The organism is Glaciimonas sp. PAMC28666 (assembly GCF_016917355.1).
Classification (GTDB): Bacteria; Pseudomonadota; Gammaproteobacteria; order Burkholderiales; family Burkholderiaceae_D; genus Glaciimonas.
In genome coordinates, this window is record NZ_CP070304.1 from 4,921,081 (window position 1) to 4,934,100 (window position 13,020).

Annotated in this window: 12 protein-coding genes; 2 read left to right on the top strand and 10 right to left on the bottom strand. The window is 50.5% G+C overall.

The features are described 5' to 3' along the window. Positions 1–23: 23 nt before the first annotated feature. Together JQN73_RS21205 and JQN73_RS21210 are read left to right on the top strand one after the other, a co-directional pair. Positions 24–710 carry a TetR/AcrR family transcriptional regulator gene (locus JQN73_RS21205; RefSeq protein WP_205320888.1) on the top strand — a complete coding sequence of 229 codons (687 nt, stop codon included), beginning with the start codon at positions 24–26 and terminating at the stop codon, positions 708–710. 60 nt (positions 711–770) lie between these two features. Then, positions 771–1,352, top strand: a complete 582-nt coding sequence (locus JQN73_RS21210) for a TIGR00730 family Rossman fold protein (RefSeq protein WP_205320889.1) — start codon at positions 771–773, stop codon at positions 1,350–1,352. A 269-nt stretch (positions 1,353–1,621) separates the two neighbouring features. On the opposite strand, the gene JQN73_RS21215 is transcribed toward JQN73_RS21210, so the two are convergent. The 10 genes from JQN73_RS21215 to truA all read right to left on the bottom strand — a co-directional run bounded on the left by JQN73_RS21215 (position 1,622) and on the right by truA (position 12,997). After that, positions 1,622–2,872 carry a cystathionine gamma-synthase family protein gene (locus tag JQN73_RS21215; protein WP_205320890.1) on the bottom strand — a complete coding sequence of 417 codons (1,251 nt, stop codon included), beginning with the start codon at positions 2,870–2,872 and terminating at the stop codon, positions 1,622–1,624. An 87-nt stretch (positions 2,873–2,959) separates the two neighbouring features. Beyond that, on the bottom strand, positions 2,960–4,471 hold the full coding sequence (gene purF, locus JQN73_RS21220; protein WP_205320891.1) for an amidophosphoribosyltransferase: 1,512 nt from the start codon (positions 4,469–4,471) through the stop codon (positions 2,960–2,962). Between the two features lie 89 nt (positions 4,472–4,560). Next, positions 4,561–5,049: a CvpA family protein gene (locus JQN73_RS21225; RefSeq protein ID WP_205320892.1), complete on the bottom strand. Its 489-nt coding sequence runs from the start codon at positions 5,047–5,049 to the stop codon at positions 4,561–4,563. Positions 5,050–5,163: 114 nt separating this feature from the next. After that, positions 5,164–6,195 carry an SPOR domain-containing protein gene (locus tag JQN73_RS21230; RefSeq protein WP_205320893.1) on the bottom strand — a complete coding sequence of 344 codons (1,032 nt, stop codon included), beginning with the start codon at positions 6,193–6,195 and terminating at the stop codon, positions 5,164–5,166. Positions 6,196–6,336: 141 nt separating this feature from the next. Then, positions 6,337–7,659 carry a bifunctional tetrahydrofolate synthase/dihydrofolate synthase gene (gene folC / locus JQN73_RS21235; protein WP_205320894.1) on the bottom strand — a complete coding sequence of 441 codons (1,323 nt, stop codon included), beginning with the start codon at positions 7,657–7,659 and terminating at the stop codon, positions 6,337–6,339. A 162-nt stretch (positions 7,660–7,821) separates the two neighbouring features. Beyond that, a complete protein-coding gene (accD, locus tag JQN73_RS21240; RefSeq protein WP_205320895.1) occupies positions 7,822–8,694 on the bottom strand; it encodes an acetyl-CoA carboxylase, carboxyltransferase subunit beta in 873 nt (290 codons plus the stop codon). 194 nt (positions 8,695–8,888) lie between these two features. Further along, positions 8,889–9,686: a tryptophan synthase subunit alpha gene (trpA, locus tag JQN73_RS21245; protein ID WP_205320896.1), complete on the bottom strand. Its 798-nt coding sequence runs from the start codon at positions 9,684–9,686 to the stop codon at positions 8,889–8,891. Between the two features lie 182 nt (positions 9,687–9,868). Further along, on the bottom strand, positions 9,869–11,140 hold the full coding sequence (gene trpB, locus JQN73_RS21250) for a tryptophan synthase subunit beta (RefSeq protein WP_205320897.1): 1,272 nt from the start codon (positions 11,138–11,140) through the stop codon (positions 9,869–9,871). A gap of 236 nt (positions 11,141–11,376) precedes the next feature. Then, complete coding sequence (locus tag JQN73_RS21255; protein ID WP_205320898.1) at positions 11,377–12,039, bottom strand: phosphoribosylanthranilate isomerase; 663 nt, start codon at positions 12,037–12,039, stop codon at positions 11,377–11,379. Positions 12,040–12,178: 139 nt separating this feature from the next. Then, positions 12,179–12,997, bottom strand: coding sequence for a tRNA pseudouridine(38-40) synthase TruA (truA, locus tag JQN73_RS21260; protein WP_240162352.1), 819 nt, complete (start codon positions 12,995–12,997; stop codon positions 12,179–12,181). Positions 12,998–13,020: the final 23 nt, after the last annotated feature.

Here is a 13,020-nt window from a genome sequence, read left to right on the forward strand (position 1 = left end):
AGAAATTTTCGGAAAGAAAAATTATGGAACAAAAGGTGCCACGCCGCACGCGGGAAAAAATTCTGGCGCTATCGTTGAAACTGTTCAATGAATTTGGCGAACCGAATATCACAACAACGATCATCGCTGACGAGATGAAAATTTCGCCAGGAAATTTGTATTATCATTTCCGCAATAAAGATGACATAGTCAATTCGATTTTCGTGACATTCGAAGAAGAAATGAGTCGCATGCTGAGCGTTCCGGCTGGAGGTCGCCCGACAATGCAATACGTCTGGCAGTATCTGCATTTAATGTTTGAGCTCATTTGGCGCTACCGTTTTTTTTATCGCGACTTAAGCGACTTGCTGTCACGGAATCGGACGTTAGAACTGCACTTCAAAGAAATTTTCGGTCACAAAATCAAGCTAGTAAAGCAACTCTGCAAAGCCTTGCAGGAAGATGAGGCCCTGGCAGTGAATGTGATAGAAATCGATACCCTATCGACAAATATGGTGGTCACTGCAAGCTATTGGCTATCCTATCAATATGTGCTTAACCCGCGTAAATATACCGAACAAGCGGTCGTGGAAAAAGCGTTGGCGGGCGGCTGTTATCAGGTTCTGTCATTGATGCATCCGTATTTGCGAGGCGAAGCCCTCGCACAATTCGAGGAACTCACGGCAAAATACTTGAAGGAAAAAAGTGAAATTGCTCAGCCTGCCCAATAAAACGCATCAACTTCCGAATAAAAAACTCTCTTAAATCTCTCAATCTCGTATTTGAAAATAATGAAATCACTTTGTATCTATTGTGGCTCTTCACCGGGCGCTTCTCCTCTCTATGCGCAAGGAGCACGCACGCTGGCCCGGCACATGGTCGACGACAACATTGCGTTAGTCTATGGCGGTGGCAACGTGGGACTAATGGGCATCGTTGCAGATGAAGTTATTCGTCTGGGCGGCATTGCCACCGGCGTGATTCCGATGGCCTTAATGGAAAAAGAACTAGGGCATAAAGGCCTGACAAAGCTCCATATCGTTAAGGACATGCACGAACGCAAGGCGATGATGGCGGAGTTATCGGACGGCTTTATCGCGATGCCAGGCGGTATCGGTACGCTGGAAGAATTATTTGAAGTCTTTACATGGGCCCAGCTCGGCTTCCATCAAAAACCTATCGGGCTGTTAAACGTGTCCGGTTTTTATGACGGTCTGATTCAGTTCATTCAACATATGGTCACGCAACGTTTTCTTAAGGCGGAACAAGCAGACATGCTGATCAATGCACCTGATAGCGCCGAATTGCTGGCACGGTTTAAATCGTTCGTTCCAACCAATGTACCGAAATGGCTGGATCGCGCATCTATATGAGTTTGAGTTTGAGTTTGAGTTTGAGTTGGAGTGGGAAGTCAAAAGGAACGTTTCCGGTGCCAACACTTCAAGCATAAATGCGGCCGACTGCTGCGGCATTCGTGGCGCAAGGGTAGCTGAGGTGATGCTCTTATCCGGGCATGCGATTTGCCTTACCAGATTAAACTTTCAACGCGCAACAAAAAAGCCACAAAACCGAATTGGTTTTATGGCTCTTTTATACGTTATGGGAAAGATATTCGTTTTCAGCATACACGCTGGAGGATCAACTAGTTATCCAGCGCCTGCCTGAAGTCAGAAACCAAATCTTCGGTATCTTCAATCCCTATTGAGACCCGAATAAGCGACTCCGAAATGCCCATCCGTGCACGTGCTTCAGGACCCATTTCATAAAAAATCGTGTGCGCTACGGGTAATACCAAGGTGCGATTGTCACCAAGATGGGTCGCCGAAATACCTAATTTCATGCGGTTTAAATAGTCAAAGCAATCAATTGTCGGTTGCAACTCGAAGCTGAGCAAATAGCCGAATGACCGAAATAATTCGCTTGCCAGCGCATGCTGCGGATGCGATTTCAAGCCCGGGTAATGCACCACGGCCACCCGCGGGTCCGCTTCCAACATTTGTGCTACAGCCAACGCGTTAGCACTGCTACGATCCATGCGCAGTGCCATGGTTTCGGCACCGACAGCAATGTGATGCGCAGCTTCCGGACCTATCGCGGCCCCAAAGTCACGCAGACTTTTTGCACGGATTTGAGCCATGCCCCATTGCGTTGTTGGAAATTTTTTATAGCTGCCAAGTATGTGAGGATATTGACCCCAGTCAAATAAACCTGTGTCGGTTAACGCCCCCCCGAGCGCATTGCCATGGCCACCAATCGATTTGGTCAGCGAATTCACCACCAGACTGGCGCCCACCCGCTTCGGCTGAAACAGATAAGGCGAAGTCATCGTATTATCGACCACAAATAAAATGCCTCGAGCACGACATAGCTCGCCGATGCGTTTCAAATCGGCAATCTGCGTGCGAGGATTGGCAACAGTTTCAACGAATACCATGCGGGTGTTGGCGTGCAATGCGGATTCAACCTGGTTGACATCAGTGACGTCAACCATCGAAACGTCGATACCCTGCCCTTGAATCGTTTGCCAGACACTGGCAGTATTACCGAACAAGAATGCCGTCGACACCACGTGATCGCCCGCTCGCAATAAGCCTTGAACCACGGCACCGATAGCGGCCATGCCGGTAGCGAAGCAGATGGTGGCGACACCGCCTTCCATTACATTAACCTTATCCTCCAGGGCCGCCACCGTAGGATTGCCCTGACGACCATAGCGATAACCTTGCGCCCGACCCTGAAAAACTTCGGCCAGCTGGCGCGCGTCTTGATAACCGTAGGTAACCGAAGTATGTACCGGTTTGTGTAAAGAACCATGTTCGATGGTTTTTTGTCGATCGCCATGCACCACCGTTGTGGTGAAGCCGTAGGCGCTTTTTTGATCTGTTTTAGTCATTATCTAAAATCATTTCCCGTTTATTCTCGGCCTCATCATTGTCGAACGAAAACTGCCCGCCGATGCGGACAGCTTTTTTTATGTTCTTCAGTCGAAATTGGCAAGATTAAGTTGCGAATGCACGCCGTCTTCGATTTCAGCCTTTGGATTATTCCGCACGTATTCGATGTGGTCCAAATAATCGCGCGAGATATCACCAGTAATATAGTGACCATCAAAACAGGAAGCCTCGAAGTTTTTCAGCGCTGGATTGACATCCGAAATAGACCGTTTCAACGCGTCGATGTCCTGATACACCAATGCATCTGCAGTGATTTCACGACATACTTCTTCATCCGTACGACCATAGGCAATTAATTCTCCACGCGTCGGCATGTCGATACCATACACATTTGGAAATTTTACCGGCGGCGCAGCCGAGGCAAAAATCACCCGTTTTGCGCCAGAGTCACGCGCCATTTGCACGATTTCACGGCTGGTAGTGCCACGTACAATGGAGTCATCGACCAGCAACACGGTTTTGCCTTTAAATTCCGATCCGATTGCATTCAGTTTTTGACGAACCGATTTTTTACGAATCGCTTGTCCCGGCATCAAGAAGGTACGTCCGATATAACGGTTCTTGATAAAACCTTCACGGTATTCAATGTTCAGTTTCAGCGCCAACTGAATTGCCGCAGGACGCGATGAATCCGGAATTGGCATCACCACATCGATGTCGCCGCTGGAGAACTCACGCTTGATCTTGTCTGCCAGATATTCGCCCATTTTCAGACGTGTCGCATACACAGAGGCACCATCAATGATCGAGTCAGGGCGGGCCAGATAAACGAACTCAAAAGCGCACGGATTCAGTGTTGGATTGTCCGCACATTGCTGATTGTACAAATTTCCTTCTATATCGATGAAAATCGCTTCGCCCGGCACAACGTCACGCAGGAAGCGAAATCCCAAACCTTCGAGCGCAACTGATTCGCTGGCGATGACGTATTCGGTACCTTTTTCGGTCTCATTAACACCGATACATAACGGACGGATGCCGTAAGGATCACGGAACGCCAATAAACCATGTCCGGCGATTTGTGCCACCACAGCATAAGAACCACGCACTCGCTGGTGAACGATAGCGACTGCCTTGAACAACGCGTCGGGATCAAGCGAGTAGCCGATAGTTGCTTGTTGTATTTCGTGCGCCAACACGTTCAGCAAAACTTCGGTATCGGACTCGGTGTTGATATGCCGACGATCATTTTTGAACATCTCGATTTTGAGTTGTTCAGCGTTAGTCAAATTGCCGTTGTGGGCCAAAATGATACCAAACGGGGCATTGACGTAAAACGGTTGCGCTTCTTCGGCGCTAGCGCTGCCGGCGGTTGGGTAACGCACCTGCCCTATGCCGAAATTACCTGGCAAAGAGCGCATGTTTCGGGTCCGGAAAACATCACGCACGAGGCCGTTGGCCTTATGCATAAAAAATCCGTTACCCTGGTTAGTTGCGATTCCCGCTGCGTCCTGACCACGATGCTGCAACAGCAGCAATGCATCGTAAATCAGCTGATTGGCGGGGTTGTGAGAGGCGATACCGACTATGCCACACATGGTGGACTCCTAAACAAAACATTTCGAGGAAGCAATACAAGCTATGCAAATAAAACAAATAGTACAAATTACAAATTCAAAATTGGTGTTTAAAACTTCACGTGCTGCGCAAATGCGCTGGGCAAAAACGGTAACGCGGTCATCGCCGCGCTTTCCGCGATCGGACTAAACATCGCGTGTCGCCAGAACAATTGCTGCGGAATCGCGGTAGTGCCACAGACCAATACTACCGCTATTACGATTGCCATCCCTTTCGCCAGCCCAAACAGACCGCCCAAACCACGATCGGCGACACTAAGGCCACTTGCCTGGATCAATCCTTGTAATACCATGCTTAACAGCATCATTAGGAATCGGACACCGATAAATAAGGCGATGAAGGCAACGATCAACCGCGTCATCGCACCTGGGATCATCTCGGGTAGCAATGCAGCCAGACTTTCGCCATACATGTTGGCAACGAAGAGAGCAATGACCCAACTTGCCAGGGACAGGATTTCTTTGATCAATCCGCGTAGCATACTGATAAGTATTGAGCAAATTACGACAAACAATACCAGGTAATCAAAAATCGTCACGCTGTCTCTGCACCATTCAAGTGTGGTTAATCTGGAACTTGTTAATCCAACTTACTGTTAAGACTTCTTTAGGTTCATCCTGTTCAGTCTATATGATGTTGCTTTGCAGGAAAATCAAGCTGGAACCAAACTTCCGGACAAACCGAGCGGGGCCAATCTGGCACGGGCCTTTTCAGCTTCCTCTTTGCTGGCAAAAGGGCCGACCCGTATTCTGATCCGCTCACCTGCCGAGGTCTTTACTTTTTGGGTATAAGACCGAATTCCTGCATCGTTCAACTTTCCCTGCAGCTCATCGACTTTGTCCTGCGATGCTAAAGCCGCAACCTGAATGACAAACTTTCCCTGCTTTTTTTCAACAGACGGAGCAGGACTGCCGCCATTTAAAATCGCCGCTGCCCTGGCTGAGTCATCTTGCGATGCATTCGTGGCAGGACGCTCTTCAGCTTTGGCCTCAAGTTTGGGTTCGGAACGGCTTTTTCGCTCTTCCCTGACCTCGGCTTTGGGCTTGTTCTCAACCTTCGGCTGGGTGACAACTTTTGCCTCGGGCGGAGTCGGCGATAAGGACCCGGCGCTATCGGACGGACTTGCGCTGTCAGTTGACGGCAACGATGGTGTTACCGGTGTCGCCGTTGCGATGGGTGCTACGGGTGCTATCGGCGAGGCACCAGCGGCGCTCTTTCCAGCGCTTTGCGGCTGGCCTGAAGAGATCGGACTGCTCTCGGAGGGGCTGGCTGGCTCAATAATTTCTTCCTGCTTGTCGAGGCCACTGCCCGCATTGGCGGCATTCGGTACTGACGCAGATGCAGACGTACTTGCAGACCCAGACGCAGATGCAGATGCGGGCTGGTCGCGCGGGGGAATCTGGATCGAGATATCGCTAACAAGCGGCTTAGGCTCCGAGTCCAGCACCATCGGCAATACGATGACCACAGCAAGCACCAAAGCAACGGCGCCTACCAGACGCCGCCGGGCGCGTTTTTTTTCCGGTAGAACCGGATCGGCTGGATCGTTGGTCTGATTAGGAACGGTTTTGCGTTTCCTGCTGGCGCGAATAGCACTGGTGTCATCCGCAGCACGCGAGTGATAGGCGCTCTGCTCTGAGCCAGGCTTTTGCTTATTTTTACGGAAGAGTGAGAACAAACCCATGCGATATCGATTTAATTTTAAAGTGCAATACCAGACTTCCTTCGAAACCGTTACCGACACTGCGTTCGCGCGGTGTACAGGAGGCTCCGAAAAAGTCTACTAAATATGGACTGAGTTTGTACGCTATGGCAGCGGACAACTTCAATGAAATCCGGATTTCCTAGCTTTCATTACATCAGCAACTGTCAGGAACGATCCGAAAACCACAATTCTATCATTCTCGCCTGCTCTACTCAGCGCATTTGCATAGGCATCTGCAGGTGTGCTGAAATTTTGAATCGTGGACTCTGCTTTTTGTCCTATTTGTGCCTCGACGCCAGCCTCTTGCAAATACGCTCGAATCTGCTCAGCAGAGGCCGCGCGCGGTAGCGGCAAATCGGTGACGCACCAGTGGTCAATCTTGCTTTTTAACTGCGCAATGATGCCGGGGATATCCTTATCGAGCATGACGCCAAATATGCCGAATGTATAAGGATGAAAGCCCATGTTTTCCAAGTTTTGCCCCAGTGTCGCCGCTGCGTGCGGATTGTGCGCAACATCCAATACAACCAGTGGTTGTCCAGGCATTACTTGAAAGCGCGCTGGCAATTCGACGGTCACCAGGCCGGTTCGAACCTCTTGCGCGCTCACGGGCAATTGATAACGCAACGCCTCCAATGCCGCCAATGCCGCCGAGGCATTTAACAACTGATTGGCGCCGCGAAGGCTTGGATAGCCCAGGGAATTGCGACGTTGGCTACGTCCGCCCCAGTTCCATTGCTGCTTGTCGCCAGTGTAGTTAAAATCACGTCCTAACAACCAGAGATCAGCGCCAATTGCGTTGGCATGATCGATAAGTGATTGCGGTGGCACCGGGTCGCTGCAAATAGCAACTTTTCCGGCGCGGAAAATACCGGCCTTCTCGAATCCAATTTTCTCTCGCGTATCACCAAGATAATCGGTGTGATCGATATCAATACTGGTAACGATAGCAATATCCGCATCGATCACGTTGACGGCGTCGAGACGACCACCTAGTCCGACCTCAAGTATGACTACTTCGAGATCAGCCGCAGACAGTAAATGCATTATCGCCAGCGTCGTAAATTCGAAATAAGTCAATGAAACATCACCACGTTGTGCTTCAACTGCCTCAAAACTGGCAATAAGGGCCTGGTCCGAGGCCGATTCACCATTTAATTGTGCGCGTTCATTGAATTCTAAAAAATGCGGTTTGATGTAAAGACCAACTTTGTAGCCAGCGCGCAACAACATTGACTCCAGCATTGCACAAGTTGAGCCTTTGCCGTTGGTGCCAGCGACCACGATCACTGGACAAGAGAACGCCAGATTGAGTCGCTCTTTAACCAACTTGACACGATCCAGACCCATATCGATGGTTTTAAAGTGGCGCGATTCGAGCAGTTCAAGCCAAGCATTTAACGTGGTGGGTGCAGCGGTTGGCGTAATCGACGATGTAGGCATGGAATTAATCATTTAACAAAACGATAGCCCGAACAGCAAGCGCTTCGGGCTATCGGGTTTTTGGCAATCATGGTCGCGCAAATTTCTCGATCTTACGCAAATCGCCTCAACGGCGTTGGGCTATCCGCACCGCTGAAGTGAGCGTGGTGAGGACCATCAATATCAGGCAAGCGTTTCGGCCGGTTGATTTTGCAATAAGGCTAACAGGCGCGCAATCTCTTCACGCATCTTGCGGCGATCAACAATCATGTCTACTGCGCCTTTGGTGACCAGAAACTCTGCCCGCTGGAATCCCTCAGGCAGTTTTTCGCGCACCGTGTTTTCAATCACGCGAGGACCCGCGAAACCAATCAGCGCTTTCGGTTCAGCGATCACTACGTCGCCCATAAACGCAAATGAAGCGGACACGCCGCCCATGGTCGGATCAGTCAGGACGCTAATAAACGGCAACTTCTTTTCCGAGAGCTTAGTCAGCATTGCCGTGGTTTTTGCCATTTGCAATAACGACAACAAACCTTCCTGCATGCGTGCTCCTCCAGTTGCCGTTATACAGATGAAGGGCACCTTTTGTTCTAGCGCCGCTTGGGCACCGCGAACAAACCGCTCACCGACAACAGAGCCCATCGACCCGCCCATAAATTCAAACTCGAAGCAGGCGACCACAACCGGCAATGTCATGATGGCACCGCCCAGAACGATCAGCGCGTCCGTTTCACCGGTAGCTTCCATAGCCGCTTTCAGGCGGTCAGGGTATTTTTTGCTATCTTTGAATTTAAGCGTATCAATCGGCAATGTTTCCTGACCGATTTCATAACGACCGCCTGCATCCAGCAGCGCGTCAAGACGGTCGCGCGCGCGAATTCGCAGGTGATGACTACATTTTGGGCAAACATGTATGTTTGATTCCAGATCAGTTCGATACAACACCGCTTCACAGGACGGGCATTTAACCCACAGTCCTTCGGGAATCGATTTGCGTGTTGCCGAGTCGCTGCGCTGGATACGGGGCGGGAGTAGTTTTTCAAGCCAACTCATAGAGCGACCTCCTTCATATTTTTTACTTGCCGAATTGTACCTTCAACCAAAAAACGGCGATAGTATATCGCCACTTCTTTGTCGTATGGATACATTGACACTTATTGTACATTCGCAGTTCTTCGCCGGGCCGCGCATCCCCGAACTGCCCGGCGGAAGCCATGCCCTTTAAGCGAGGCTCCGTGCGATTGCGATTATTCGTCTAATGCTTTACGTATGCCGCTGATAAAGGTGCGTACCGCTGCAACGGCGTGCTCACGTGGTGTATTTTCCAATTCCTGAATAATCCGGCTACCGATGACAACCGCATCCGCCACTTGGGCTACGGCCCTGGCGGTGGCAGCATCCCGAATCCCAAAACCGACCCCAATTGGCAGATTGACATGCTTTCGAATGGCTGCGATACGCTTCGTGACTTCTTCGATATCGATATTGGCCGCACCGGTAACCCCTTTTAGAGACACGTAATAGGCGAAACCGCCGCCTACGTTGGCGACCTGCTTGATGCGTTCCTCAGTAGAAGTCGGCGCCAGCAAAAAAATAGGGTCCATGCCGTTGAGCCGCATTTTTTGTGCAAAATCTTCGCATTCTTCTGGCGGATAATCCACCACAATGGTGCCGTCAATGCCCGCCTCTTTCGCAGCACTGATAAAAGCGTCCACACCCATCCGTTCTAACGGATTGGCGTAACCCATTAAAACCACTGGCGTGTCAGTGTTGGTATGGCGGAATTCCCGCACGTAACCTAACACGTCCTGTAAGCTGACATTAAATTTGAGTGCGCGTTCGCAGGCGCGCTGGATAACTGGACCTTCAGCCATCGGATCAGAGAACGGGACGCCAAGTTCAAGAATATCAGCACCACCAGCCACCAGGGCGTGCATCAACGGGACGGTCAATTCAGGATGCGGATCTCCTGCAGTAATAAACGGGATAAGGCCTTTTTTGTTATTTGCGGCCAGTGCGGCGAACGTGGTCTGAATTCGTGACATAGTTGTCTTAATAAAATATTCTTGGTCTATTGGTTAAGCATAGTAACAAACCGGCCTAACGCGTTATTCGAAGCCAGTTTTGAAGCGTGATAACAATCTATTCGTACGATTGACACAAATAATGATCATGATCACGACAGGCAGCGGGAGACCACCAATGGTTTTTGCCATTGGTGGCTTTTTTAATGTTTTTCCGACTTCAAACGCTCAGCGACCGTATGCATGTCTTTGTCACCGCGACCAGACAAATTGGCCAGAATGATTTTATCTTTCGGCAGTGTGGCGGCCAGTTTAGCCGCATAAGCCAGCGCATGACTCGATTCCAGAGCGGGAATAATTCCTTCAATCAGACAACAGGTATGAAATGCATCCAAGGCTTCATCGTCGGTGATCGTTTCATAGGTTGCGCGGCCGCAATCCTTCAACCACGCGTGCTCAGGACCGACGCCAGGATAATCCAGACCTGCCGACACCGAGTGAGTTTCAATAACCTGCCCATTTTCGTCCTGCAACAAGTAGGTACGGTTGCCGTGCAAAACGCCTGGCGAACCTGCGGTCAGGGAGGCTGAGTGCTTGCCGCTTGCCAGGCCCTCACCGGCAGCCTCAACACCGACCAAACGTACATCATGATGGTCGATGTAGGGGTAAAAAATACCCATCGCATTGGATCCGCCGCCGACGCATGCAACGACATAATCAGGTTGTCGGCCAGTCATTTCCGGCATTTGCGTTAAACACTCGTCGCCAATCACCGCCTGAAAATCACGGACCATCATCGGGTAAGGATGCGGCCCCGCAACGGTTCCGATGATATAAAAAGTATTCTCGACATTGGTCACCCAATCCCGCATCGCCTCATTAAGCGCATCTTTCAGGGTCTTTGATCCCGACTCAACGGGTACGACAGTCGCGCCGAGCAGATTCATCCGATAGACATTTTGCTTCTGCCGCTTGACGTCCTCGCTGCCCATATAAACTACACATTCCAGACCGAAACGCGCACAGATCGTCGCCGTTGCCACGCCATGCTGGCCGGCTCCTGTTTCGGCAATGACGCGTGGTTTCCCCATGCGTTTGGCCAGCAAAGCTTGCCCGATCACATTATTAATTTTGTGGGCACCGGTATGGTTCAAGTCCTCACGCTTGAAGTAAATTTGTGCACCGCCCATCTGCTCGGACCAGCGCTTGGCGTGGTATATCGGGCTAGGACGACCTACAAAATGCTTTAGCTCGCTCTCGTATTCAGCGACGAACTCCGGTTGATGCTGGTAATGCGCGTACGCTTCAGTCAGCTCTTTGAGGGCTAGCGTCAGGGTTTCTGAGACGAAGCTTCCGCCATACATACCAAAATGGCCTTTTGCATCCGGCAAATTGTAATGTGCGGATTGTTGCAAAGTGGCGGTAGCTTGGGGTTGACGCTCGGCATAATGCGCAAGCGGGTTTAATTCTTTCATATTTAATTCTCTCTGAAAATGGCTAATTGGCTGCCGATTAACTTTTATTGAAGGATTTCTGTCCGCAACAGCCAATATGACGTATGCGAAAGAACCTGCGCTATCAATAAAATTGTCAAAGCGCGTGTCAGAAGCCGTAGCGAACGCTGGACGCGAAGCTGGCAAGTAGGAACACCAACCGTCTTGAACAAACTAAACTCGCCCACCGACGACTGGCGGCGACGAACGAAATTTAGTCAGACTGCATCCGCTTGACGTACGGCTTCAATAAAGGCACGAATCCTGACAGGATCTTTTATGCCCTTTTCCTGCTCGACACCACTGCTGATGTCGACGGCAAAAGGGCGTACGCGTACCACCGCGTCAGTCGCGTTTTGTACGCTCAAGCCACCACTTAAAACGACCTGAGGCGCGAGTTCTTTTGGAATGAGAGACCAATCAAAAACCTTTCCGCTGCCGCCATAACCATCTACAAAGGTATCGAGCAATAAACCGGCGAAGAGCCGACTATTAGTTCGATATCCGTGATTGTACTCTATCAAATCGGCCGCGACCGTTGTGAGGCCCACCCGCATGGCACGAATAAAAGGTCGATTCACGCGATTGGCTGCTTCATTGCAGTCCGAAACCGATTCGTCGCCATGAAATTGCAGTAAAGATAATGGAGCGACGGCAAGCGTTGCGGCAATTTCATCAGCAGTTGCATTGACGAACAAGCCTACTGCAGTCACAAAAGGCGGAAGCGTAGCAATCAGCTGGGCCGCCCGCTCGGGTGAGACGGCCCGTGGGCTTTTAGCATAAAAAACAAAGCCGATAGCATCTGCGCCAGCCGCTACCGCTGCCGCAACGTCTTGTTCACGTGTCAAACCACAGATTTTGATTCGGGTACGCTGGATCATATGGTTAGATAACAATAGGATAAGTAAGGGGGCCGCTTGCTTCTGATGAAGGACGCAGACAAGACCATTATCATAGAGCGTTTTCTGTTTTAGGGTTCGGCTACGTTCTTAAAAAATGGCTTATTACGACCGGAAGCAATCACAGCCAAGGTAATATTTTACTTTGTTGTTGTGGCAAATTCCATTTTTCGCCGTATTCCACCTTTGCCAGATATAAGCCATCCGGCATAAAAGTCGGCGCCGCGCGGCTTCGATCTTTTTGCAAAAGTAGATCCGCGATCCAATCAGGCGGTTGCTTTCCGATACCCACAAAGACTAAGGAACCAATCATATTGCGCACCATATGATGCAGAAAAGCATTAGCGCGTAAGGTAAACACGATCAATTCACCGCTGCGTGCGATATCGACTTCATACATGGATCGCACCGGGGAACGGGCCTGACATTCAATAGCCCGGAAAGCGGAAAAGTCGTGCGTACCGACAAAGTGCCGAGCGGCCTTTTGCATCAACGCGAGATCCAACGGACGGAACGCCCATCCTGCCTTGTTCACCAATAAGGGAGACCGGACTGGACTGTTGTATAGAAGATAGTTATAAGTGCGCGCAGTTGCGCTAAAGCGTGCATGAAATTGCTGATCTCCATCCACGTGCGCAGAGACTTCCGCGTGGGGCACCTCGCAAGCCCAACGTACTGCGATGGAGGTGGGTAAAAAGGCGTTTAGTCCGCGTACCCAACTTGATGTGTCACGCGCCAACGGCGTATCAAAATGGACCACCTGTTCTAGCGCATGCACGCCGGAATCGGTGCGTCCCGCGCAAATCGTCGACACTTTCCCCTGAGTGAATTTTTGCAAGGCGAACTCTAATCGGTCCTGAACGGTCTTCCCGTCAGGCTGAGTCTGCCATCCTTGCCAGGGAGTACCGTCATATTGGACCCCGAGAACGATTCGCTTCACACCTACTCCACTGAATAAAAATG